The sequence below is a fragment of the Nonomuraea sp. N2-4H genome (assembly GCF_045291505.1).
Taxonomy (GTDB): Bacteria; Actinomycetota; Actinomycetes; order Streptosporangiales; family Streptosporangiaceae; genus Nonomuraea; species Nonomuraea fastidiosa.
Window position 1 is genome coordinate 558,686 of the sequence record NZ_CP147987.1, and the last position, 23,874, is coordinate 582,559.

Here is a 23,874-nt window from a genome sequence, read left to right on the forward strand (position 1 = left end):
TCGCTTCACCATGCACGACGAGTCCGTAAGGCTGCACATCGACGGCGACCGATTGGCGACCGCGACCGGAGAGACGGTCCGCCTGCGCGGCGTCGGGCTCGGCGGCTGGATGAACATGGAGAACTTCATCACCGGCTACCCCTCGACGGAGGAGCTGCAGCGGGCCGCGCTGCGCCGGGTGCTCGGGCAGGAGGTGTACGACGCCTTCTTCGAGCGCTTCCTGGAGGTGTTCTTCACCGACGACGACGCGCGCTTCCTGGCCGAGCTCGGCATGAACAGCGTCCGGGTGCCGTTCAACTACCGGCACTTCGAGGACGACGACCGGCCGATGCGGCTCAAGGAGGAGGGCTTCCTGCTGCTCGACCGGGTGATCGAGACGTGCGCCCGCCACGGCCTGTACACCGTGCTCGACCTGCACGCCGCGCCCGGCTACCACAACCAGCGCTGGCACAGCGACAACCCCACCCACCGGTCGCTGTTCTGGACGCACCGGCACTTCCAGGACCGGGTCGTGCACCTGTGGGAGGCGCTGGCCGACCGCTACCGCGACAACCCGTGGGTCGCCGGGTACAACCCGCTCAACGAGCCCGCCGACCCGTCCGGCGAGCGGATCGGCCCGTTCTACGAGCGGCTGCACGCCGCGATCCGCGCCGTCGATCCCGCTCACGTCCTCTTCCTGGACGGCGACCGGCACGCCACCGACTTCGAGCAGTTCGCCGACCCGCTGCCCGGCACCGTCTACACCGTGCACGACTACGCGCTGGCCGGCTTCGCCGACAGCGGCGACTACCCGGGCATCTCGCGCGGCCGGTACGTCGACCGCGACTACCTGGAGGCGCGATTCCTGGAACGTGCCGCGTACATGCGGCGCACCGGCACCCCGATCTGGGTGGGGGAGTTCGGCCCCGTCTACAGCACGCGGTACGGCGGCGACCCGGCGCTGGACGCCGCGCGCTACCGCGTCCTGGCCGACCAGCTCGACATCTACGACGCCCACGGCGCGGGCTGGAGCCTGTGGACGTACAAGGACATCGGGCTGCAGGGCGTGGTGCACGCCGCCGCCGACTCCCCGTACGTGCGCACGATCGACCCGATCCTGGAGAAGAAGGCCCGCCTGGGCGTGGACGTGTGGGGCGGCGTGGACACCGGCGTCCGCCACCTCCTGGAGCCGATCGAGAAGACCGTGGCCGAGGAGTTCCCGCATTTCGACCCTCCGCCGTTCGGTCAGCGGCAGTGGATCCACGTGCTGGTGCGGCACATCCTGCTGGCCGAGCCGATGGTGGACGAGTTCGCCGCGCTCTTCGCCGGCATCGACGCCGGCCGGGCGCGTGAGCTGGCCGACTCGTTCAGGTTCGACCGGTGCGCGGTACGCACTCCGCTCGTCGAGACGCTGAGGAAGCACCTGTGAAGATCACCGAGATCGAGACCCTCACCCGGGGGCCGCTCGCCGTCGTCCGGGTCCGCACCGACGACGGCCTTGAGGGCATCGGGCAGACCGCGCCGTACGAGGCGGGCACCACGGTCTGCGTGCTGCACCGCATGGTGGCGCCGATGTTCCTGGGCCGCGACCCGTGGGACGCCGAGGCGCTGGTGGACGCGTGCCTGCGCCGCCACTACAAGTTCCCGAGCAGCTTCCTGCACCGCGCCGTCGCCGGGGTGGAGACGGCGCTGTGGGACATCATGGGCAAGGCGGCCGGCCGTCCGGTGGCGCAGCTGCTCGGCGGGCACGCCAGGACGTCCGTCCCCATGTACGCCTCCAGCATGTCCCGCGAGATCACCCCCGAGGACGAGGCGGAGCGGCTCGGCGAGCTCATCGCCGAGCAGGGCTTCCGCGCGGTCAAGATCCGGGTGGGGGAGGCGATGGGCCGCGACGTGGACGCCGCGCCCGGGCGTACCGAGCGCATCATCGGTCATCTGCGCGACGCGCTCGGCCCCGACGTGGACCTGTCGGCCGACGCCAACGGCGGGTTCTCCGTGCCCAGGGCGATCAGGGTCGGGCGGATGCTGGAGGAGCACGGCTACTTCCACTTCGAAGAGCCCTGCCCGTTCCCCGACCTCGAAGCGACCGCGCAGGTCGCCGCGGCCCTGGACATCGCGGTCTCCGGCGGCGAGCAGGACTTCTCGCTGCCGCAGTTCAACCGCATGATCGCCATGCGCTCCGTGGACATCGTGCAGCCCGACATCGGCTACATCGGCGGCGTCTCGCGGGCCCGCAAGGTCGCCGTGCTCGCCGAGGCGGCCGGGATCCCGTGCACCCCGCACTGCGCGAACGACTCGCTGCTGCGCGTCTTCACCCTGCACCTCGCCGCGGCGATGCCGGCCTGCGTGCATCCGCAGGAGTGGAGCATCGAGACCACCCCGTGGACTCAGGGCGTCTACGGGCCGATGCCACAGGTGAGCGGCGGCGTCGTACCGGCTCCGACCGCGCCGGGCTGGGGCGTCGAGCTGCTGCCGTCCTTCGTCCGCGACGCCGACAAGGCCGTGTCACGGGAGTGACGGCGGGGCGGCGGCTCCCGCCGGCTCCCGCCGGGGGACGGGTCCTCCGGTCGTAGAATGCCGGGTCTCGGCTGGCGACGGGAGCGTTCGTTGGGGCTGGAGATCAAACTACTCGGGCCGCTGGTGGTCGAGGCCGGCGGCACGGCGGTCGCGATCACCGGGCGGCGGCGGGTCGGTGTGCTGGTACGCCTCGCGCTCGACGCGGGGCGGGCCGTGGCCGCCGAGTCGCTGCTCACCGACGTGTGGGCGAGCAGTTCCGCCGCCACCGCGGGCAAGCAGCTGCACATCGTGGTCTCGAAGCTGCGTGAGACCCTGGCCGCCCACGGCGCGGCGGAGGCCATCGAGACCGTCCCCGGCGGCTACCGGCTCGCGGTCGAGCGCGATCGCGTGGACGTCCACGCCTTCGCGCACCTGGCGGAACAGGCCCGCGCCGCCTGGGCGGACGGCGCGGCGGCGACCGCGGACGTGCTGTTCCGCCGCGCGCTGGAGCTGTGGCGCGGGCCGGCGCTGCCGGAGCTGGACGCGCACTGGGCGGTGATCGAGGCCGAACGGCTGGAGACCGAGCGGCTCGGCGTGCTGGAGGACCACGCCGAGCTGCGCCTGGCCACCGGCGACCACCGGGCGCTGGCCGTGGATCTCATCGCGCACGTCAGGGAGCATCCGCTGCGCGAGCGCCTGGCCGGCCGGCTCATGCTCGCCCTCTATCGCGACGGGCGGGCACCCGAGGCGCTCGACGTCTACCGGCGCCTGCGCCAGGCCATGGTCGAGGAGCTGGGGCTGGAGCCCGGCGAGGACATACGCCGGCTGCACCAGGCCGTGCTCGCCGGCGATCCCGAGCTGGACCTGCCCGGTGAGCGGCGGGCCTGGCACGTCAGGCCGGCCGAGCTGCCCGCCGACGTCCAGGCGTTCACGGCGCGGGCCGCCGAGGTGGCGCGGCTGCGCGCCGACCTGCTGAGCGACAGCCCGGTGACGGTGATCGACGGGCCGGGCGGCATCGGCAAGTCGGCGCTCGCCGTCCACGTCGCCCATCTCGTCGCCGACCGGTTCACCGACGGCGTCATCTACGTCGACCTGCACGGCTCCACCGACAGGCTCGCCCCGCTCGACCCGGCGCAGGCGCTTCGCCGCCTGCTGCGCTCCCTGGGCCTGGACGGCGCCGCCATCCCCTCCGACGCCGAGGAGGCGGCGGCCCGCTACCGCTCGCTCACCGCCGCGAGCAACCTGCTGGTCATCCTCGACAACGCCCGCCACGTACGCCAGATCCGCCCGCTCATCCCCGCGGGGCCGCGCTGCCGCGTCCTGATCACCAGCCGGCATCCGCTCGCCACCCTGGACGGCGCCCGGCACCTGCACCTCGGCGGGCTCGGCGACGCCGACGCGGCCGCCCTGCTCGCCAGGATCGTCGGCGTGGACCGCGTGGAGGCCGAGCCCGAGGCGGCGCGGGAGATCGTCCGGCTCTGCGGCGGATTCCCGCTCGCGCTGCGCATCGTGGCCGCCCGGCTGGCCGCCCGCCCCGACCGCCCGCTCTCCCATCTCGCGGTCCGGCTCGCCGACGCCGCCCGGCGGCTCGACCTGCTGGAGTACGCCGACCTCGCGGTGCGTGCCAGCCTCGCGGTCAGCCACCAGCAGCTGCACGAGGAGCCCGCGGGCCGGGACGCTGCTCACCTGCTCTGCCTGCTCGGGCACGCGGACCTGCCGGCGTGCACGCCGCCCGCCACGGCCGCGCTGGCCGGCTGGCCGGAGCACCGCGCGGAGGACGCGCTGGAACATCTGGTGGACGCCCGCCTGCTCGAACGCGCCGGACCCGACCGCTACCGCCTGCACGACCTGGTCGGCCTGTACGCGCGCGAGCAGGACATCCCCGGCGAGGAGCGGAAGAGCGCGGCCGGCCGCATGCTGCAGCACTACCTGGCCACCGCGCAGCGGGCCAACGACCTGATGAACGACCACTCGACCACCGTCCTGTTCACCCCGGAGCAGGCGGGCGAGGAGCTGCCCACGCTGCAGGACGCCAACGCCTGGCTGGACAGGGAACGCGACAATCTCCTGGCCGCGGTGCGCCAGGCGACGCGGCTTGCCGACCGCTCGGCGGCCGGGCTCGGCTATCACCTGCTGTGGCTGTTCGACCGCAGGGGATGGTTCGCCGAGGCCCTGGAGGTGGGGGAGGAGGTGCTGCGGCAGGCTCGTCAGGAGGGGGACTGGAAGGTGCAGAGCAACCTGCTGCAGGAGCTCGCCGCCATCCACCAGCAGCTCGGGCATCTCCAGGAGGCGGTCCGCTGCCTGGAGGAGGCGCTGGACTGCTGCGACCGGGCGGGGCTGCCCGACACGACGGCGGGCATCTTCAACGATCTCGGCATCACCTACACACAGATGGGGCGCTACGACGCCGCGCTCGCCGCGCTGGGGAGCGCCATCGAGGTCACCCGGCGCACGGGGCGCACCCTGCACGAGGCGTACGTCCGCAACAACCGGGCGCAGGTCTACTACCGGCAGGGCAGGACCGCGGAGGCCGTGGACGAGGCGCGGCGCGGTCTGGCGACGCTCAAGGAGGAGAGCGGCGCCGGCGGTCTCGGCATCGGCCACGACGCCCTCGCCGACTGCCTGCGGGCGCACGGGCTGCTGGAGGAGGCGGCCGAGGAGTACCGGGAGGGGATCAGGCTGCAGCGCGAGGCGGGCTACGCCATGGGGCTCGCCGTGTCCCACTGGTGGTACGGCCACACCCTGCACGACCTCGGCCGTCTTGAGGAGGCGAGGGAGTCCTGGCGGGAGTCGCTGAAGATCCTGCGCGAGGCCCGGCTGCTCACCCCCTCCGAGGAGGCCCGCTACCTCGCGAAGCCGGTGCCGGACACACCCGAGGTGATCAAAAACCAGCTCTGAGGTGGATGGCGGGCTCCGCCGTCCGGTGCGACCGTGGTGCGAGGCGACCACAGGAGGAGCCCGCTGGAGGAGAACGTGGGAAACCCCGAGCTGACCACCAAGACGGTTCTCGCCGCCATCCGCGACCACGGAGACGCGGCCTACGACTTCCTCGTCGACGACTACCCGCCCGACCAGGTGATCGCCGAGTTCACGAAGGCGGCGAGGTCGGGCTTCACCACGTTCGGCCTGGCGGTGCACATGGCGACGCTCACGGAGAAAGGGCGCAAGGAGCTCGGCTGACCGGCGAGCGCAACGCCTGAGCCCGGCAGGCCCGCGGCCCGTCCGCGCCGTCCGTGCGTACGGGCCGCTTGCCGCGCGTGCGGCACCCTGACGTTTCCGCATTCCGGCGGTCGATGACGGCTACCCGGCCGCTTCCGCCGCGAGACGGCCCGGGTCACCTTCCCGTATCAGCTGGTCGATCACTCTTGCCGCGGTTCCCCGCCCCGTCCGAAGGTCTATGAGGAACGGGGAAGGAGAGGCCGAACATGCGGGCGCCGCTGGTCGTGAAGCGGGCCCTGGACGAGCCGCTGCTCCTGCTCGGCGCGTTCGGGGCGATCCTCCTGGCGACGACCACGCTGGTGGCGATGATCATGTACGCCGTCGCCATCGCCGGGCCGGGCGTGCGCCGCGCCGTACAGGACGCCTCCTACCGCCAGACGAGCGTCACCGTCACCGCCCAGGTCGACGCCACCACATTCCCCCGGTACGACCGGCTCGTCCGCGACGAGCTGGCCGCCGCCTTCGGCGCACCCCCGGCCGTCACCACCAGCCTGCGCTCCGACTCGTACGTCATGCCCGGCCAGGAGGACGCGGACCTGCCGGGGCTGCTGCGCTTCGGCAGCCACGACGGGCTCGACCGGCACGCCCGGCTGGTCACCGGCAGGTGGCCGCGAACCGGCGGGGAGAGCGTGGAGGCGGTCATCTCGGAGCCGGCCGCCACCGCGACCGGGTTCGCAAGCGGCGCGGAGTTCGTCACGAAGGCCAGGAGCGACGGCAAGCCGGTCAAGGTCCGCGTCGTCGGCGTCTTCCGGCTCGACGACCCGGTGAGCGAGCGGTGGGCGGGCGAGGAGCTGCTGAGCCGGGGCGTGGAGCGCGGCGAGTACACCACGTACGGGCCGTTGATGGTGACGCGGGAGACGTTCGTCGCGGGCTTCGCCACCAGCGTCAGGGCGGTGTGGGCGGCCGAGCCGGACTTCGGCGCGCTCACCTCCGAGCGGCTGCGCCCCCTGGCGGCGGCCGCCGAGGGGATCGGCGCCAGGCTCATGGCGGGCGGCTGCGTGAGCTGCCTGGCCGCCACGGAGCTGCCCGCGCTGCTCACCCAGCTCGACAGCGCGTCCCTGGTGACCCGCTCCGTCCTGCTGATCTCCATGCTGCAACTGCTGCTGCTCGCCGGGTACGCGCTGGTGCTCACCGCGCGGCTGCTGGCCGACCACCGCCGCATGGAGACGGCGCTGCTGCGCTCGCGCGGCGCGGGCACGGGCAGGCTCGTGGCGCTGGCGGGCGGCGAGGCCCTGCTGATCGCGCTCCCGTGCGCGGTGGTGGCGCCGCTGCTCGGGCCGCCGCTGATCGCGCTGATCGGGCTGCTGCCCGGGATGGCGTCCCCGCCGGTGGCGCCGGACGCGGGCGCGTACCTCGTCTCGTCCGGGGCGGCGCTGGCCGCTGCCGTGCTGCTCGCGCTGCCGTCGGTGGCCGGCGGGCGGCGCACGTACGTGCAGGAGCAGTCGGCGCGCGGGCGCGGCCTGCGGCGCGCGCTGATCCACGGCGCGGGCGGCGACATCGCGCTGCTCGCGGCGGCCGCGCTGGCGATCTGGCAGCTCCAGCGCTACGGCGGGCCGGTCACCGCGACGGCGGCGGGCGGGCTCGGCATCGACCCGCTGATCATCTCCGGCCCCGCGCTCGCCCTGCTCGCGGGCGGCCTGCTGGGGCTGCGGCTGGTGCCGCGCGTGTCGCGGCTGGCCGAGCGGATCACCGCGCGCCGCGCCACCCTCCCCGCCGCGCTCGGCTCCTGGCAGGTCAGCAGGCGTCCGCTCAGGTACGCGGGCCCGGCGCTGCTGCTGACGCTGGCCATCGCGGTCGGCGTCGTCTCCATGGCCACCACCGCCACCTGGCGGGACTCGCACCGTGACCAGGCCGATCACCGGGCGGGTGCCGACCTGCGCCTGCCGGGCCCGTACGAGGCGCCCGAGCTGGGCGTGCTCGGCCGGGGCACGGCGTTCGCGGGGCTGCCCGGCATCACCGCCGCCTCGCCGGCCTTCCGCGCGCAGACCGACGTGGGCGGTGAGAGCGCGCTGCTGCTCGCCCTGGACGCCGACCGGCTGCCCCAGGTGTTCCACCTGCGTCCCGACCTGTCGTCGCGTACGGTCCCGCAGCTCGCCGCCGCGATCAAGGGCGAGCGGGCCGGCCGCCTGGAGCTGCCCGGCAGGCCGCGCGCCCTCACCGTGCGGGTGGAGTCTCCGGCCGCCGCGACCGGCAGGCTCGTGCTGTCGGACGCGCTCGGCACCTGGCACGACCTGCCGCTCGGCGAGCTGCGTGAAGGCGTCAACATGGTGCGGCTCGATCTGGCGGCGCTGGCGGGCCGCTCCGGCGAGATCACCTATCCGCTGTCCGTACGCGGCCTGGCCGGCGACGAGCAGGCGGGCCTGCGGCTGGCCGGGCTGAGCGCGGACGGCACGGATGTCCCCGTCACCTCGGCCGCGACGAACCCGCAGGGCGTGACCGCCTTCGGAGCCGACCGCTTCGCGCCGGGCCCGCTGCCCGTGGTACTCACGCCCGGCCTCGCCGCCACGCTCAAGCTCCGCGAGGGGCAGGACGGGTCCGTGCGCTTCGCGGGGAACGTCATGCGGATCAAGGTGGCGGGCATCGTGGCGAGCATGCCCACCGGCGAACCCGGGCAGCAGGCGGTGCTCGCCGACTGGGAGTCGCTGCACGCGTACGAGCTGGCCGCGGCGCTGCCGTCCCGCCCCGCCACCGAATGGTGGCTCGCCACCCCCGACTCCGCGCCCGCCGAAGAGGTGCTCCGCCGCAACCCCCAATGGGACGCCGGCGCCGTCGACCGGCACGAACTGGCCGCGCGGCTGCGCGGCGATCCGCTGGTCGGGGCGCTGCACGGCGGTCTGACGCTGGGGTTCGCCGCGGCGCTCGGCTTCGCGGTGCTCGGCTTCCTGGTGAACGCCGTGGTAGCCGCGCGCGAACGCCGGGCCGAGTTCGCCGTGCTGCGGGCGCTCGGCACCGGGCCCGGTCAGATGCTCGGCATGCTCGCCACCGAGCAGGCGTTCGTCGTCGGGCTGTCGCTCGTGTCCGGCACCGCGCTCGCCGTGGCCGTCGGGAACCTGGTCGTCCCGCGGATCGTCCTGTCCGGGCAGGCGGCGGCGGTCGAGCCCGCCGTGCTGTTCCGGCTCCCGTGGCCGTCCGTGGCCGTGATGCTCGCCCTGGTGACGGCGGCGCTTGCGGTGATCGTCGCCGGGCTGGCCCGGCGCATGTGGCGAGGGCAGAGCTTGGAGGAGCGGTGAGTATCCCCCTGGGCGTACGCGCGCACGCGGGCACCGTGGCGCTGCTCGCCGTGCTGGCGGCGGTCGCCTGCCTGCTCGTGTCCGGCCTGCCGAGGACCATGCAGGCGTCGTACGACGAGGCGCTGCGCCGGTCGCTGGCCACGGCCGGAGTGGCGCGTACCGACCTGGTCGTCACCGGCGCTCCCGCGCTGCCCGCCGGGGAGATGCACTCGCGCGCCGAGTTCGAGGCCGCCGGACGGCGCTGGCGCGGGCTCATACCGGCCGCGCTGCGCCCGCTTGTCGCGCCCGGCGGCCATATCAGCGCCAAGACCTTCCGCACGCCCGCCGACGGCACCGGCGATATTCGCGAGTTCGTCAACCTCGGCTGGCTGTCCGACGCCGACCGGCGCGTGACGTGGGTGCGGGGCCGCGCGCCCGGCGCGCCCTCGTCCATGCGGTACATGGGCTCGGCGATCCCCGTCATCGAGGTGGGCATCGCCGAGGAGGCCGAGGCCAGGATGGGGCTGCGCGTCGGGCAGATGCGGCTGCTCGGCGCGAGCGTCTCCACGGCCGTGCGCATCGTCGGCGTCTACCGGGCCGCGAACCCGGCCGACCCCGCCTGGGGCCACGACGCGGACATGCTCCACGTCACCAGGGTCGTCCCCATGGACGGGCCGGAGGAGCTGCACACCACCACGCTGATGTCGGACGCCGGGCTGGCCGCGCTGAGCGACAGGACCCGCACGCTCACCTACCGCTGGATCCTGCCGCTCGACCCATGGGGCGCGAACGCCCTCGATGCGCCCGGCATCCCGCCCGCGGTCGCCGACTTCCACCGGCAGGTGGACGTCCAGGGCGACGGCACCATCAGCTACCGCCTCGTCAGCGGGCTGCCGCAGCTCATCGACGCCTTCATGACCGCGCTGTCGGCCGCGCAGACCGTCCTGTACCTGGTGCTCGGCGGGCTGTTCGCGGTCGCGCTCGGCGTGATCGCGCTGGCCGTCCGGCTGCTGACCGACCGCCTGGAGCGCACGCTCGCCCTGGCCAGGGCACGCGGGGCCGCGCTGTGGCAGGTGGTGGCCGCGGGGGCCGGGCTGACCGCGCTCACCGTGGTCCCCGCCGCCCTCGCCGGGTACGGCCTGTCGTTCCTGCCGGCGGGACCCGCGCTGCCGATCGTGCACATCGGCCCGGCGGTCGTGGTCGTCGCCGCGGTGGCCTTCGCCGGGACCCGCGTGGCGCTGGCCCACCGCGCCCCGCTGCGGGAGCGCCGCGCCGACCTCGCCACCGTCCGGCCCTCGGCGCGGCGCGTCACGGTGGAGGCGCTGGTCGTCGTGCTCGCGCTGGCGGGTGCGTACGCGCTGCGCGCCCGCGGGCCGTCCGGCACCGCGCAGCAGGACCCGTACCTGCTGCTGATCCCGGTCGCGCTGACGCTCGCCGCCGCGCTGATCACGTTGCGGTGCCACCCTTATCCGCTGCGGCTCGTCGTCCGGCTGGCCGCCAAAGGGCGCTCGGCCGTGCCGTTCCTGGGGCTGGCCAGGGCGGCGCGGCAGCGGTTCACCGGCGCGCTGCCGGTGCTGATCCTGCTGCCCGCGCTGAGCCTGTCGGTGTTCGCCGCCGTGACCCACGAGGGGATCACCACCACGCAGCTTCTGGCGTCCTGGCAGAAGGTGGGCGCGCCGATCAAGGTGACGTCGATCGAGGACATCCCGGCCGACGTGATCGAGCGGGTACGCCGGGCGCCCGGCGTCGACGAGGTGGCCCTCGCGCTCACCGGCCGCGCCCAGATCCCGGACACCGGCGAGCAGCCGTACACCGTCGCCGTGCAACTCGACGCCTGGCGCAGGGTCACCGAAGGCGCGCCCATCACCCCGCCCGCGCTGTCCGGCGCCACGTCCGCGCTGCTCTCGCCCGCGCTGGGACAGCGCGGCGCCTTCGACCTCACGTGGCTGTCGGAGGCGCCGGTGAACGGCCGGGGCGTGATCGACTCCGTGCCCGGGTTCTACTCCAGCGGGCAGTTCATCCTCCTGCCGTGGGAGGTGCTGCCCTGGCCCGCCGCCAACACGCTGCTGATCAAGGGCGACATCGCGCCCGCCGAGCTGGCCCGGCTCGTCCCATCGGCCACCGTGGAGACACAGGCGGCGGCGCTGCGCGACATCCAGGCCGACCCGCTCACCGCGACCGTCCGCACGACGATGGTGGTGGTGACGGTGGCGCTGGGGGCGTACGCGCTGGTCGCCATCGTCATGTCGCTCGTCGCCGGCGCCGAGGGGCGGACGCGGACGATCTCGCTGCTGCGCACGCTCGGGCTGTCCGACCGGCAGGCCCGGTGGCTGGTCCTGCTGGAGCTGCTGCCCGTCGTCCTCATCACCGCGCCCGTCGGCGTGGCGCTGGGCATGATCCTGCCGGCCGCGCTGGGGCCAGGAGTGGACGTGTCCGTCTTCGCCGGCGGCCTGCCCGTCACCGGCCACGCGCCCGGGCTGCTCACGCCGTTGGCGCTGGCGGCCGGGCTGGCGCTGTGCGCGCTGGCCGGGTCGTACGCGCACGCCACCCTGACCCGCCGCCGCAACCTCGACGCCGCGCTGCGCGTGGGCGGCGAGTGACTGCCGGGGATCGAGGGATGCGTTTTACTCAGGTTGACATAGGTAGCAAAGGTGCATAAGTTGCCGCACACGTGTGTGAACGATCATCATGATCGCGCGCCTCGCCGCGCAGCACGGCGGGAGGCCACCACTCACCGACGTCCATCGTTAGGAACGGCTTTTATGCGCATCTTCACCAGGGCAGGCGTGCTCGCGCTCACCAGCGCGGCGGCCCTCGCCGGATCCCTCCTCACGAGCGCCCCGGCGCAGGCCGCCTCGTCGCCCATCGCCGCCTGCGGCGGCGGCAAGTACCACGTGATCGACCGCCAGCCCCTGGGCGGCGCCACCGTCTACCTGCTCTACAACGGCACGACCAACTGTGTGGTGACCTGGCGCAACAAGCCCAGCAAGAAGAAGGTCTTCCTCAAGGCGATCATCCGCCGTGAGCGCCAGAATTACGTGGTGGACTCCGGCTACTTCACCACCTACGCCGGGCCGGTCAAGCTCAAGGCCAAGGGCTACTGCGTCCAGTGGGGCGGCGACTACGGCAAGAAGAAGTACACCTCGAAGCTCGAGCACTGCGGGAAGTGACCCGGTCGCCTAGAAGGTGAGCGGCGGGGCGGCGGCCCAGCCGGGCAGCGGCTCGCAGCGCACCCGCCACTGCCGTGGCAGGTGCGCCTGCGGGCCGGCGGCTACGATGCCGCCGACGATGGCGCACGTGGTGTCGACGTCGCCGCCCGCCACCGCCGTGGTCCACATGGCCGTCTCGAAGTCGTCGCGGTGCCGGGCGGCCACCCACAGCGTGAACGGCACCGTGTCGTGCGCCGCCACCTGCCGCCCGTTGCCGAGCGCACCGGCGGCCAGTGCGGGGTCGCCGATCGTGAGCAGCCGCCTGGCCTCGGTGATGCCGTCACGGACCATGCCGGGCGGCACGTGCTCGGCGACCCGGTCGAGGAACGGCCCCGCGGGCAGGCCGGGATCCGCGGCGGTCACCGCCGCCGCCACCGCGACGGCCACGGCGCCCGCCACCGCCTCGGGATGGGTGTGGGTGACCCGCGCCGACAGCTCGGCCTGCCGGGCGGCCTCCGCCGCGTCACCGGCGAACCACGCGCCGAGCGGCGCCACCCGCATCGCGGCGCCGTTGCCCCACGAGCCCTTCCCGTCGAACAGCCCCGCCGACAGTTCACGCCAGTCGCCGCCCTCGCGTACCAGCCGGAGCATCCGGTTCGTGGACGGGCCGTAGCCTCGATCGAAGTCGTGGCGGGCGGCGAAGCTCGCCGCCAGCTCGTCCTGGTCGATGCCGCCGTGATCGGCGAGCACCCGGTAGATCGAGCAGGCCATCTCGGTGTCGTCCGTCCACTGCCACGGAGCGGGCGGCAGCGAACGCGCGGACAGATGATCGCGGTTGGCGGGGACGAAGAACTGCGAGCCGAAGGCGTCGCCGAGCGCCAGGCCGTGGAGCGAGGCGGCGGCCCGCGCGAGGAGCTGATCTGACATCGCCCCCATTCTGGTGCACGCGGCTCCGATCGCACCGCCCCCGGCGCTGAGGGCCGCGCCGCTGATCTCGCTGCGCCGCTGGTCGCGTCGCCTGCCGGTCCCGCCGCTTACTCCACCCCGCCGCTTAGGCCGCTTCGGCGGTGAGCGTCGGGGCCACGGGGCGGCGGGCCGCCAGCCGCGCGGGCAGGGCGACGAGCGCCGCCGTCACCAGGACGGTCGCCACCGCCACCCCGAGCAGCCCCGGCATGGGCGGCGCCGCGGCGTTGCGCGCGGCGAACAGCGACAGCAGCACAGCGCCCAGCGGAACACCCGCGAGCGCGCCGGACAGCGCCGGCAGGAGCTGGGCGACGGACAGCCCGGCGGCGACCTGCCCGGGGGTGGCGCCGACGGCCTGGGCGATGGCCAGGTTCAGCCGGGCGTCCATGGCGGTGGTCCAGGTGAGGATCAGCGTGTTCACCACGGCCAGGGCCACGATCAGCACGGTGACGGCGAGCAGCAGCGCGCGGTCGTGCTCGCCGCGCAGGTTCGGCAGGGCCTGCGAGCCGCCCAGGCCGTAGCCGCGGTCGTGCTGGGCGTGCAGGGCCAGCAGGGCGACCAGCGTGATCACGGTGACGGCGGTGGCGCACGCCTGCAGCACGGCGCGGCCCGGTCTGCGGGCGGTCAGCCGCAGTCCGAGGAGCAGCGGCGTGGGCAGCAGCGCGGACAGCCTGGTCAGCCAGGGCCGGTGCGCCGGCCTGCGGACGCCGGCGCCCAGTGCCGTGACCGTCGCCGTACGCATGGCGTGCAACGTGGGACGCAGCGTGGACAGCACCGCCACCGCGACGGCCAGCAGCGTCGCCGCGACCACGGCGGTGCCGGTCAGTGAGACGTCGCCGATACGGCTGGCGGTGGGGCTGGCGATGGCGGGCATGGCCAGCCGGGCGGTCACCAGTCCGAGCGCGTTCCCGGCCAGCGCCGGCACCAGGTATTCGGCGAGCAGGACGATCGCGATCAGGCCGGGCGTGGCGCCGACGGCCTTGAGCAGACCTGCCCTGCGGGTCTGCTCGGCGGCCCGCCCGGCGGCCAGCGCGGCCACGCCGGTGACGGCCAGCAGGTCGAGCAGCCAGCCGCCGAGCACCAGGATCGGCTGGGCGTTCCTGAGGATGGTCTTGTCGTGCCGGGCCTTGAACTGCCAGGAGTGGAAGTTCACCCTGATCCCGTCGAGCTCGTGGTGGGCGTCGCGGAAGGTGTCGGCGGTGGCGGGATCGCGCAGCTTGAGGTCCACGGCGGTGGTCACCGGCAGGTCGCCGGACCGAGCGAGGGTGCGCGCGTCGGACGTGGTCAGCCAGGCCAGGCCGCTGTAGTCGCTGGGACCTCCGCCTGGGCCGATCTGCGCCGCCCACGGGTAGATCGAGGTGGCCGCCGTGACGGCGATCCCCACGACGGGGTACGTCCGGCTGGCGATCGTGACCTCGTCGCCGGGGCCGACGCCGAGCGCGGTGGCGAAGCCGCGTTCGAGCACCACGCCGCCTGGGCTTACCCACCGGCCCGAGGTCACCATCGGCCGCTCGACCGGTGCGGGCCGCTCGCCGATGGCGTGCACCACGACCGGGGACGCGATCCCGTCGCGCGCGATGAGATCGGCGTAGACGACGCGGTACGGGCCCCGATGGGCGACGACACGCGGATCCTCCGTCAGGGAGGCCAGCGCCGAGGACACGGCGGGGCCCGTGTCGCCGGACAGCACCACCACGTCGGGGCCTGCGGTGGCGGCGCGCGTCTGCGCGTACAGCGAGTCGCTGACGTCGGGCAGGGACACCCCCACGGCCAGCGTCGCCGCGGCCACGGCCACCGCGATCAGCAGCAGCACGCCCTGAACGCGATGCCGGCGCAGATCGGCACGCACCAGCCGCACGAGAAGGGCGAGAGATCCGGCTGCGCTCAGTCCCCCGGTGCGGTCGGAGCCCACGGCGCTCGGCTCTCCAGCCCGATGAGCCCGCCGGGCCTGCCTGGAGGCGTCAAGGGAGCCCACGGTGCTCAGCCCTCCAGCCCGATGTGGCCGCCCAGCCCGGACAACCATCCGCCGCCGCCCGTGCCCGCCATGACCGTGTCGCCGACGAACATGCCGTCGCGCATCATGATCAGCCGGTCGGCGGTGGCCGCCACCCGTTCGTCGTGGGTGACGATCACAAGGGTCTGACCGGAGCGCCGCAGGTCCTCGAAGACGCGCAGGATGTCGTTGGTCGCCGCGCTGTCGAGATTCCCCGTCGGCTCGTCGGCGAGGACGACCCGAGGCTCGTTGACCAGCGCGCGGGCGATGGCGACCCGCTGGCGCTGCCCGCCCGACAGCTCCGACGGCAGATGCCTGGCACGCTCGGCGAGCCCCACCCGCTCCAGCAGCTCGGACGCCCGCCGCCTGGCCTGCCGGGGCGAACGCCCGGCCAGCAGCGCGGGCAGCTCCACGTTCTCCGCCGCCGACAGCTCCTCCACCAGGTGGAACGCCTGGAAGACGAAGCCGACGGAGCGCCGCCGCAGGCGGGCCAGGGCCCGCTCGCTCAGCGTGTCGATGCGCTGCCCCGCCACCCACACCTCGCCGCCGCTCGGCCGTTCGAGGCCGCCGAGCAAGTGCAGCAGGGTGGACTTCCCGCAGCCGCTCGGCCCCATGACGGCCAGCGTCTGCCCCTCGGGCACCTCCAGATCGACCTCGTCCACCGCGCGGACCCGGCTCCGCCCCTGGCCGTGCGTCTTCACCAGGCCACGGGCCTGCACCGCGATCATGCGTCCTCCGTACGGGTCCAGGCTCGTTCGCAGGCGTCGAGCCAGCGCAGGTCCGCCTGCAACCGCAGCACGACCCCCTCCAGCAGCAGGGCGGCGCCCGACTCCGGCGGCTCGGCGAGCGCCGCCTGCTGCGTCTCGCGCAGGCGGCGCAGCAGCTCGCGGCGCTGCGCCGCGATCAGCTCCACCGGGTCGGCCAGCCGGGCCGCCGCGGCGGCGGCCAGCTTGAGATGGAACTCGGCGAGGTCCGGCTTCGGCCAGCCCACCTCGGCCAGCCAGGCGGCCACCCGCTGCTGCCCGGCGGGCGTGAGCGCGTAGACCTTGCGCTCGGGCCGGTCGGGCAGGCCGTCGGCGCGCTCGCAGACGACGAGCCCTGCCTTCTCCAGCCGGGCCAGCGTCACGTAGATCTGGCCCCGGTTCATCGCCTCGCCGAGCGGGCCCAGGCTGCGGCGCAGCCGGGCGTGCAACTCGTAGCCGTGCGACGGCTCCTTGGCGAGCAGCGCCAGCACCGCGTCCTGCATGCCACCCCCTAACGGTTAGCCAAATAGATAGCGGTTACCTATGAAGGTGTCAAAGCGTCCCGTACGGTGATCGGCGCTGCCCGTCGTCGGCCCTCCGCCTGAAGCGGCCGGTCCGCATTGTGGCCGCCTGATGCCCTACTTGTAGGGGATCGAAGATTCCCCGGCCCTCGTGATCGAGTGATACTCCGATCGTCAGACGCGCGCCCGTGGCCGGCCCACGCATCCAGGGGGAGCACGAGGGCCACGGCGGACAAGGGGGATTGATGGTCGGCCATGCCAAGAACGTGCTGCGCATCGTGTTCACCGCGGACGATCTCGCGCTCACCCGCATCGCGACCCGTACCGACCTGTTATGGGAGATGGTGGGCAGCCTGCACCGCCTGCAGGCCCGCGACGGCGACCAGACGCTCGCGTCGTGGCGCCGTCAGGCGCGGGTCCGGCTCAAGCAGTACGGCCTGCTGCCGTCGGTGCGCCACCTGCTGCTTCCGCTCGTGCCACGGGGCCCGTACTTCCCCGACTTCCTCACTCCGATCCAGGCGCAGGCGGGCGACGACCTGGCCATCGAGGCGTTGCTGGACACCCCGACAAAGCGCGTGCGGCACGACATGGAGCTGCTGCGCCGCAGCGCCGGCGTGGCCTCGGCCGATCTCGAAGAGCTGGCACGCGGCGATCAGCGGACGTTGCAGCGGCTCGGGCGGGTCGTGACGGCGTACTGCCGGGCCGTGCTCGCTCCGCATTGGGCGGCGGCCGACCGGGCGCTGGCGGCGGAACGCGCCATCATGCACCGTCACCTGGTCTCCGGCGGCGCGGAACAGCTGCTCGCCGGGCTCGCGCCGGCGATGCGCTGGCGCCCTCCCGTGCTGGAAGTCGACTACCCGGCGGGGGCGGGCAGGGAGGTGCACCTGCGCGGGCGCGGCCTGACGCTGATCCCCACCTATTTCGGCCGGGCGAACCCGGTCACGCTGGTGGACCCGGCGCTGCCGCCCGTGCTGGTCTTCCCGATCCCCCGCAGGGCCATGCCGGACGACGTCGCGAGCCGGGACCTGGTGGCGCTCCTGGGCAGGACGCGGGCGGAGATCCTCAGCCGGATCGCGCACGCCCCGGGCTGCACCACCAGCGAGCTGGCCCGCGACGTCGGCGTCTCCGTCAGCACGGCGAGCGAGCACGCCCACGTGCTGCGCAGGGCCGGGCTCATCGCCAGCGTCCGCCAGGCCAACCTGATGCTCCACCACGCGACCGGGCTCGGCACGGCGCTCACCGGGCCGCCGCACGCCGAAGCGGCCGCCCGCACTTCGTACTGAGAAATCCGCGGAAAAGACGGCACGCCCCGCGCGATAAAGGCACCGCACTTTCGGCGGCGGCCGAAAGAGATCGACGCCGGTCGCGCGCGGATCACACACTTCTCACGAGGCCCGGGAAATGCACGGGCGCACGCGGAAGAAAGGGTTTTACAGTGATTCGCTGGGGACGCATCATCGCCACGATGGGAACGGCCGTCATGCTCGCCGCCACCATGCTCGCCGGCAGCGCCGCCGCGCAGCCGCGGGCCGCCGCCCCGCCGGAGATCCAGCTCACCGAGTCGCAGAAGAAGGAGCTACAGGCCGAGGTGGACAAGCACCTCAAGGACTACGGCGGCGGCAAGCAGATCGGCATCAACGAGATCGCGTACGAGGACGGCGCGATGATCCTCACCCTGCCGCTGCCGGGCGAGGCGAAGGCCCGCTCGGTCAACGAGCCCGTCACTCCGCTGGGCACCGCGAACTGCTCGTACGAATACGCCTGCCTCTGGTCGGACACCAATTTCAACGGCAGCCGGTTATCGCGGTGGGCGTGCGGGACGGTCACTTTGGGTTCGCCGTTCAACTCCACCGTCGGATCCATTCACAACAACCAGACGACCGGCACGCAAACGGTTCTGCTCAATTCCGCGCGGCAGGTTTTGAACGCGAGCATGGCGCCGAGCAGGATCAGCGACACCGGCGTCGGCAGCCGCTGGAGCGCCCGCTACTGGGTGGTCTGCTGACGGCCTGAACGGGCCAGGCGGGCGGATGCGGGGTTCCCGTGTCCGCCCGCCGCCGTTTCACGCTGGGCTTCGGGTGCGGTGGGAGGCGTCCTGGCTGGGGGCCGTACGGGATGTCCGTCCGCGAGGCGCTGCGCCGCCGCACGCTCCTGCGGGCCTGGCGCGGTGCCGGTGGACGGCGTTCGCCTGTCGCCGTCAGCGGGTGAGGTGGCGGCCGCCGGCGACGGAGATGACCTCGCCGTTGACGTGGCCGTTCGCGGCCGAGCCGAGGTAGGCGACCGTGCTCGCGACGTCCTGCGGGGTGCAGATGCGGCGGGTGGGCGTCTTCGCCGCCTCGGCGTCCACCACCTCCTGGCCGAAGCCCGGCGTGGTCAGTGCCCGGTCGGTCAGCGTGAAGCCCGGCCTGACCACGTTGGTGAGCACGCCGTACGGGGCCTCCCGCGCCGCCAGCACCTCGGCAGCGGTCTCCAGCGCGGCCTTGGCGGCGGGGTAGGCCACGCCGGCCGGCAGCGGCTGGGCGACGACGTCCGACGAGATCACCACGATCCGCCCCCATCCGGCCGCCCGCATGCCGGGCAGCGCGGCCTCGATGACCGACAGCGTCCCCGTCACGTTGGCGGTGAAGTCGCCGGTCAGGCTCTCCCACGTCTCGGGTCCCCTCGTCGGCCAGGACACCGCGTTGGCGACGAGTACCGCGATCTCGCCGAGGTCGCGCCGCACCTGCTCGACGGCCGCCCGGATCGACCCCTCGTCGCGCTGGTCGAGGCGGACCGCCGTGGCCTTGCCTCCCTCGCGGGCGATCGAGTCCACCAGCTCGCGGGCCCGCTGCTCGTTCCGGTGCCAGGTCGCGGCGACCAGGGCGCCCTCCTGCGCCAGTAACGCGGCGATCGCGCGGCCGATGTCGCCCGACGCGCCCGTGACCAGCGCCACCCGTCCTGCCAGTCCGAGGTCCATTGCGATCTCTCATTTCCATAGTCGGCTATCTGGTAGCCGACTATATACCAGTAGGGTGAGGTCCTGTGGAAGCACGTGAGGTGATGCGCGTCAACCGGGCGCTGAACAAGATGAGCCAGCTCTACCGCGCGTCCAAGGCGCGCAAGCTCGCCGCGCTCGGCCTGCATCCCGGCCAGGACGTGCTGCTCTGGGTGCTGGCGCAGGAGCCCGACGGCATGACGGTCTCCCAGCTCGCCGCCCGGCTCGGCGTCGAGCAGCCCACCGCCACCCGCAGCCTCGCCCGCCTGGAGACCGGCGGCTGGTTCCGCCGCGAACCCGTCCCCACCGACCGCCGCCAGGTCCGCATCGTCGTCACCGAGGCAGGACACCGGCTGCTGCCCGCCATCGAAGGCGTCTGGACCGAGCTGGCCGAGGAGACGCTGGGCGAGGTGGACGAGGAGCGGCGGGCGATCGTGCTGGACGCGCTCGAACAGGCCAACGACCGGCTCCGCGCGAAGGTCGGCGAAGAGGCCCTCGCCGAGAGCTGACCGCCTCCTGCCCTGGGCCCTTTCCCGGTCTCCCCTCCTGTCCTGGGCCCTTTCCCGGTCTCGCCTCCTGTCCGGTCCTCCTTTCGGCATCTCGCCTTCTGACCGGTGCCGCTCAGCGGCCGAGGGGCGGGCCGGCCCTCACCGCCGGACCGGGGTCAGGGGAGGGCGGCGAGTTCGGCGCGTACCGCGTCCGCGTGCCGCCCTGCCCGATGGCAGGCGTGGCCGATGCCGTACGGGCGTCGGCCGCCGGGTCGCCCGCGTCGAGGGTGTCCAGCCGCCTGCCCCGGCCGGCGAGCCGGGCGGCGACCGCGGCCAGGGTGGTCGCGTGCGCGGCGGCGTGCGCGGCCGCGATGCCCAGCGCGAGCGGCAGCCCGGCGCAGCGCGCGACGATGGCGTCGGCCGCCTCGCGCTCGGCGGCGACGCGGGCCGCGCCGAGCCGGGCCGCCAGCAGCTCTCTTGCCTGGCCGGGACGCAGCAGGCCGAGGGGCAGCGCGGCGGCCGCCTCCGTCGCGATGAGGCCGGTCAGCGCGTTCCTGCTGGTCACCAGCACCGCGCAGGACGGTGCGGCGGGCAGCAGCGGCGTGACCTGATCGGCCTGCCCGGCGTTGTCCAGCACGATCAGGACCCGCTTGTCCGCCAGGATCGTCCGGTACAGCGCGGCGCGGGCGGGCAGGTCTTCGGGGATCCGGCGCGGCGGCACGCCCAGCGCCTCCAGGAACGTGGCCAGGGCGTCCCGGGGGTCCACCGCGTCGCCCGCCGGGCCGAAGCCCTTGAGGTTCACGTACAGCTGGCCGTCGGGGAACCACGCGCGTGCCCGGTGTCCCCAGTGCAGGGCCAGGCACGTCTTGCCGATGCCCGCCATGCCGGAGACGACGCAGATCCGCGTGCCCGCCTCGTCCGCTCGCGGGCCCAGCAGCGCGTCCAGCTCCGCCAGCTCCCCGGCCCTGGCCACGAACCGCAGCACACCCCTGGGGAGCTGGCGGGGGGCACGCCACCCGGCGGTGGCCTTAGCCTGGCGGCCGTCGCCCGTCTCGGCGTCGTCTCCCGCGTCCTTCGCGTGGGCGGCCTTGTCCGCGCTGCCCGCGGACGTCGCGGCGGCGGCCAGCAGCGCCTGCTCGTACGGGTCGAGCTGGAGCGCCTCCGCGAGCAGCCTGAGCGACCTGCTGCGGGGACGGTGGACGGCGTCGTTCTCCAGGCGGCGGATCGTCCGCACGTTGACGCCGCTCTTGGTGGCGAGCTCCTCCTGGGTCAGCAGCGCCCGGCCGCGCCAGGCCCGGATGAGCGCGCCCGAGCTCCGGCTCTGCGGCGCGGAGAAATCGCCCGCGCCGTCACGCATGTCAGCAGGCATGGCGACCCCTCGATCGAACGCCCTCGGCGCATCGCCCGCGTTCCAGTGACGCCGACGGGGTGGAGTCTACGTAGGCCCCGCGCTCCGCAAGAGCGTCGTGTCCGTTTGCGCCCGCTGCCTGTCCGGAATGACCCGTTCGGCATCTTCCTGTGCCGGGTCTTCGCGGTGGCCGCGGTGCCGGACAGCACGCTGGAGGCGGCCCGCCTGGACGGCGCGGGCGAGCTGCGGATCTTCGTCACGATCGTGCTGCCGATGATGATCCAGGGCCTGGTCACGGTGTTCCTGCTGCAGTTCGTCGGCATCTGGAACAACTGCCTGCTGCCCTTCATCATGCTCTCCGACCAGGACAAGTATCCGATCACGCTGGGCCTGTACACGTTCCTCGGCAAGGGCGCGGGCGACGGCGACCTGTACTCGCTGGTCATCACCGGCTCGGCCGTCGCCGTGATCCCGCTGATCGTGCTGCTGCTGGTGCTGCAGCGCTTCTGGCGGGCGGACCTGCTCGCGGGCGGGCTGAAAGGCTAGAACCATGAAGTTCACCGACGGGCTCTGGCAGCTCCGCCCCGGCGTCACCGCGCTGTACGCGGCCGAGGCCTACGACATCCACACAGAAGACGACGCGATCACCGTGACCGCGCCCACCACCGTCATCACCCGCCGCGGCGACACGCTCAACCGCCCGGTGCTGACCCTGCGGCTATCGTCACCGCTGGAGAACGTGATCCGCGTCCGCATCGACCACCACATCGGCGGCGGCGAGCAGCGCGGCTTCGACCTGCCGGGCGACGGCGACGGCCCGGCCAAGACCGACGGCACGACGCTCACCAGCGGAGCGCTCAGCGCCACCGTGACGCCCGGCGCCCCCTGGAACCTGGCCTTCCACGCGGGCGAGCGGCGGCTCACCGAGAGCGGCCACAAGTCGATCGGCTACTTCCGGCTCGACGCCGACGCCCAGACCGACCCCGGGCCGGTCGGCAAGCGCAGGACCGGGCCGTCGGCCCACCTCGCCCAGCAGCTCTCGCTCGGCGTCGGCGAGGTGGTCTACGGGCTCGGCGAGCGCTTCGGCCCGCTGGTCAAGAACGGCCAGACGGTCGACATCTGGAACGCCGACGGCGGCACCTCGTCGGAGCAGGCGTACAAGAACGTGCCGTTCTACCTCACCAACCGGGGCTACGGCGTGTTCGTCAACCACCCGGGGCACGTCTCGTACGAGGTGGGCTCGGAGGTGGTGCAGCGCGTGCAGTTCTCCGTCGAGGGGGAGAGCCTTGAGTACTTCGTCATCTACGGGCCCACGCCCAAGGAGATCCTCGAACGCTACACCGCGCTGACCGGCCGTCCCGCCCGGCTGCCCGCCTGGTCGTACGGGCTGTGGCTGTCCACCTCGTTCACCACCGACTACGACGAGCAGACCGTCACCTCGTTCATCGGCGGCATGGCCGAGCGCGACCTGCCGCTGTCGGTGTTCCACTTCGACTGCTTCTGGATGCGCGAGTTCAACTGGTGCGACTTCACCTGGGACCCGCGCGTCTTCCCCGACCACGAAGGCATGCTGGCCCGGCTGCACGACAAGGGCCTGCGCGTATGCGTGTGGATCAACCCGTACATCGGGCAGCGCTCGCCGCTGTTCGCCGAGGCGGCCGAGCGCGGCTATCTGCTGCGGCGGCCCGACGGCGGCGTCTGGCAGTGGGACATGTGGCAGGCCGGCATGGGCCTGGTGGACTTCACCAACCCGGGCGCGACGCGCTGGTTCCAGTCGAAGCTGCGCGGCCTGCTCGACCAGGGTGTGGACGCGTTCAAGACCGACTTCGGCGAGCGCATCCCGCTCGACGTCGTCTACCACGACGGCTCCTCGCCCGAGCGCATGCACAACCTGTACGCCCAGCTCTACAACCAGGCCGTCTTCGAGGTGCTGGAGGAGCGGCGCGGGCGCGGCGAGGCGGTGCTGTTCGCCCGTTCGGCGACCGCGGGCGGTCAGCGGCTGCCCGTCCACTGGGGCGGCGACTCGGGCTCGTCGTACGAGTCCATGGCCGAGAGCCTGCGCGGCGGCCTGTCGCTGGCGTTCTCCGGTTTCGCGTTCTGGAGCCACGACATCGGGGGTTTCGAGGGCACCCCCGATCCCGGCGTGTTCAAGCGGTGGGTGGCCTTCGGGCTGATGTCCTCGCACTCGCGGCTGCACGGCTCGTCGTCGTACCGGGTGCCGTGGGCGTTCGACGAGGAGGCGGTCGAGGTCACCCGGGTGTTCACCAAGCTCAAGCTGCGGCTGATGCCGTACCTGTATCAGGCGGGCATCGAGGCGCACGAGCGGGGCACGCCCGTCATGCGGCCGATGGCGATGGAGTTCCCCGGCGATCGCAACGTCGCCCACCTCGACACCCAGTACATGCTCGGCCCCGACCTGCTCATCGCCCCCGTCTTCAGCGCCGACGGCACCGTGGAGCTCTACCTGCCCGAGGGCACGTGGACGAACTACCTGACGGGCGAGCGCGTCGAGGGCGGGCGCTGGCGCACCGAGCGGCACGGCTTCACGTCGATGCCGATCTACGTGCGCGAAGGCGCCGTCCTGCCCGTCGGGGCCCGCGACGACCGGCCTGACTACGACTACCTCGACGGCCTGACGCTGCGCGTCTACCCCGGACCCGACGGCGAGACCACGCTCACCGTCACCGACCCGGCGACGGGCACGCCGGCCAGGTTCACGGTCGTACGCGCGGGCGGCGAGGTCACGGTCACCTCCACGCTCGGCTCCGGCTGGCGGCACGAGCCCGCCTGAG

General features: G+C 73.6%; 18 protein-coding genes. 12 read left to right on the forward strand and 6 right to left on the reverse strand.

All coding sequences use genetic code 11. The annotated features are described in order from the left end of the window. The first annotated feature begins 10 nt into the window (after positions 1 to 10). From WBK31_RS02595 to WBK31_RS02625, 7 genes are all read left to right on the forward strand, one after another. On the forward strand, positions 11 to 1,408 hold the full coding sequence (locus WBK31_RS02595; protein WP_378784823.1) for a glycoside hydrolase family 5 protein: 1,398 nt from the start codon (positions 11 to 13) through the stop codon (positions 1,406 to 1,408). Next, positions 1,405 to 2,496 carry a mandelate racemase/muconate lactonizing enzyme family protein gene (locus WBK31_RS02600; protein WP_364058136.1) on the forward strand — a complete coding sequence of 364 codons (1,092 nt, stop codon included), beginning with the start codon at positions 1,405 to 1,407 and terminating at the stop codon, positions 2,494 to 2,496. The genes WBK31_RS02595 and WBK31_RS02600 overlap by 4 nt, the downstream gene beginning before the upstream one ends. Positions 2,497 to 2,586: 90 nt before the next feature. Then, the gene (locus WBK31_RS02605) at positions 2,587 to 5,373 is read left to right on the forward strand and encodes an AfsR/SARP family transcriptional regulator (protein ID WP_406674274.1); all 2,787 of its coding nucleotides are present in this window, start codon (positions 2,587 to 2,589) and stop codon (positions 5,371 to 5,373) included. A 33-nt stretch (positions 5,374 to 5,406) separates the two neighbouring features. Then, positions 5,407 to 5,655 carry a hypothetical protein gene (locus WBK31_RS02610; RefSeq protein ID WP_364058130.1) on the forward strand — a complete coding sequence of 83 codons (249 nt, stop codon included), beginning with the start codon at positions 5,407 to 5,409 and terminating at the stop codon, positions 5,653 to 5,655. A gap of 245 nt (positions 5,656 to 5,900) precedes the next feature. After that, positions 5,901 to 8,924 (forward strand): ABC transporter permease, encoded by a 3,024-nt coding sequence (locus WBK31_RS02615; RefSeq protein ID WP_406674275.1) that lies wholly within the window; start codon positions 5,901 to 5,903, stop codon positions 8,922 to 8,924. Further along, complete coding sequence (locus tag WBK31_RS02620; RefSeq protein WP_406674276.1) at positions 8,921 to 11,503, forward strand: FtsX-like permease family protein; 2,583 nt, start codon at positions 8,921 to 8,923, stop codon at positions 11,501 to 11,503. Before WBK31_RS02615 ends, WBK31_RS02620 begins: the two co-directional genes overlap by 4 nt. A 162-nt stretch (positions 11,504 to 11,665) precedes the next feature. Continuing rightward, on the forward strand, positions 11,666 to 12,073 hold the full coding sequence (locus WBK31_RS02625) for a spore-associated protein A (RefSeq protein WP_364058121.1): 408 nt from the start codon (positions 11,666 to 11,668) through the stop codon (positions 12,071 to 12,073). Positions 12,074 to 12,082: 9 nt separating this feature from the next. Here the strand turns inward: WBK31_RS02625 and WBK31_RS02630 are convergent, their stop codons facing one another. The 4 genes from WBK31_RS02630 to WBK31_RS02645 form a co-directional block, all read right to left on the reverse strand. Next, positions 12,083 to 12,979: an ADP-ribosylglycohydrolase family protein gene (locus WBK31_RS02630; protein WP_364058118.1), complete on the reverse strand. Its 897-nt coding sequence runs from the start codon at positions 12,977 to 12,979 to the stop codon at positions 12,083 to 12,085. A gap of 124 nt (positions 12,980 to 13,103) precedes the next feature. Further along, on the reverse strand, positions 13,104 to 14,864 hold the full coding sequence (locus tag WBK31_RS02635; RefSeq protein ID WP_406674277.1) for an FtsX-like permease family protein: 1,761 nt from the start codon (positions 14,862 to 14,864) through the stop codon (positions 13,104 to 13,106). Between the two features lie 131 nt (positions 14,865 to 14,995). Further along, on the reverse strand, positions 14,996 to 15,736 hold the full coding sequence (locus tag WBK31_RS02640; protein ID WP_378784815.1) for an ABC transporter ATP-binding protein: 741 nt from the start codon (positions 15,734 to 15,736) through the stop codon (positions 14,996 to 14,998). Continuing rightward, positions 15,733 to 16,254, reverse strand: coding sequence for a PadR family transcriptional regulator (locus tag WBK31_RS02645; protein ID WP_364058109.1), 522 nt, complete (start codon positions 16,252 to 16,254; stop codon positions 15,733 to 15,735). The genes WBK31_RS02640 and WBK31_RS02645 overlap by 4 nt, the downstream gene beginning before the upstream one ends. Before the next feature lie 263 nt (positions 16,255 to 16,517). On the opposite strand from WBK31_RS02645, the gene WBK31_RS02650 reads away from it, so the two are divergent. Both WBK31_RS02650 and WBK31_RS02655 read left to right on the forward strand, forming a co-directional pair. Beyond that, the gene (locus WBK31_RS02650) at positions 16,518 to 17,555 is read left to right on the forward strand and encodes a winged helix-turn-helix domain-containing protein (protein ID WP_364058106.1); all 1,038 of its coding nucleotides are present in this window, start codon (positions 16,518 to 16,520) and stop codon (positions 17,553 to 17,555) included. Between the two features lie 182 nt (positions 17,556 to 17,737). Continuing rightward, positions 17,738 to 18,277, forward strand: a complete 540-nt coding sequence (locus WBK31_RS02655) for a peptidase inhibitor family I36 protein (protein ID WP_364058103.1) — start codon at positions 17,738 to 17,740, stop codon at positions 18,275 to 18,277. A 192-nt stretch (positions 18,278 to 18,469) separates the two neighbouring features. On the opposite strand, the gene WBK31_RS02660 is transcribed toward WBK31_RS02655, so the two are convergent. Further along, entirely contained in the window at positions 18,470 to 19,228 is a 759-nt protein-coding gene (locus tag WBK31_RS02660; protein ID WP_364058100.1) for an SDR family oxidoreductase, read from the reverse strand. Positions 19,229 to 19,293: 65 nt separating this feature from the next. On the opposite strand from WBK31_RS02660, the gene WBK31_RS02665 reads away from it, so the two are divergent. Next, positions 19,294 to 19,755, forward strand: coding sequence for a MarR family transcriptional regulator (locus WBK31_RS02665; RefSeq protein ID WP_364058097.1), 462 nt, complete (start codon positions 19,294 to 19,296; stop codon positions 19,753 to 19,755). Positions 19,756 to 19,867: 112 nt separating this feature from the next. Here WBK31_RS02665 and WBK31_RS02670 read toward each other — a convergent pair whose 3' ends face one another. Further along, entirely contained in the window at positions 19,868 to 21,103 is a 1,236-nt protein-coding gene (locus WBK31_RS02670; protein ID WP_406674278.1) for an NB-ARC domain-containing protein, read from the reverse strand. Between the two features lie 105 nt (positions 21,104 to 21,208). Between WBK31_RS02670 and WBK31_RS02675 the strand changes: the two genes are divergently transcribed. Together WBK31_RS02675 and yicI are read left to right on the forward strand one after the other, a co-directional pair. Continuing rightward, entirely contained in the window at positions 21,209 to 21,628 is a 420-nt protein-coding gene (locus WBK31_RS02675; protein ID WP_406674279.1) for a carbohydrate ABC transporter permease, read from the forward strand. 4 nt (positions 21,629 to 21,632) lie between these two features. Next, positions 21,633 to 23,873 carry an alpha-xylosidase gene (gene yicI, locus WBK31_RS02680; protein WP_406674280.1) on the forward strand — a complete coding sequence of 747 codons (2,241 nt, stop codon included), beginning with the start codon at positions 21,633 to 21,635 and terminating at the stop codon, positions 23,871 to 23,873. Position 23,874 lies beyond the last annotated feature (1 nt).

Coding starts and splice junctions, on each gene's coding strand:
- WBK31_RS02615 (WP_406674275.1), top strand. CDS start 5,901: ATGCGGGCGCCGCTGGTCGTGAAGCGGGCCCTGGACGAGCCGCTGCTC.
- WBK31_RS02645 (WP_364058109.1), bottom strand. CDS start 16,254: ATGCAGGACGCGGTGCTGGCGCTGCTCGCCAAGGAGCCGTCGCACGGC.
- WBK31_RS02655 (WP_364058103.1), top strand. CDS start 17,738: ATGGGAACGGCCGTCATGCTCGCCGCCACCATGCTCGCCGGCAGCGCC.
- WBK31_RS02595 (WP_378784823.1), top strand. CDS start 11: ATGCACGACGAGTCCGTAAGGCTGCACATCGACGGCGACCGATTGGCG.
- WBK31_RS02660 (WP_364058100.1), bottom strand. CDS start 19,228: ATGGACCTCGGACTGGCAGGACGGGTGGCGCTGGTCACGGGCGCGTCG.
- WBK31_RS02630 (WP_364058118.1), bottom strand. CDS start 12,979: ATGTCAGATCAGCTCCTCGCGCGGGCCGCCGCCTCGCTCCACGGCCTG.
- WBK31_RS02625 (WP_364058121.1), top strand. CDS start 11,666: ATGCGCATCTTCACCAGGGCAGGCGTGCTCGCGCTCACCAGCGCGGCG.
- WBK31_RS02650 (WP_364058106.1), top strand. CDS start 16,518: ATGGTCGGCCATGCCAAGAACGTGCTGCGCATCGTGTTCACCGCGGAC.
- WBK31_RS02640 (WP_378784815.1), bottom strand. CDS start 15,736: ATGATCGCGGTGCAGGCCCGTGGCCTGGTGAAGACGCACGGCCAGGGG.
- WBK31_RS02670 (WP_406674278.1), bottom strand. CDS start 21,103: ATGCCTGCTGACATGCGTGACGGCGCGGGCGATTTCTCCGCGCCGCAG.
- yicI (WP_406674280.1), top strand. CDS start 21,633: ATGAAGTTCACCGACGGGCTCTGGCAGCTCCGCCCCGGCGTCACCGCG.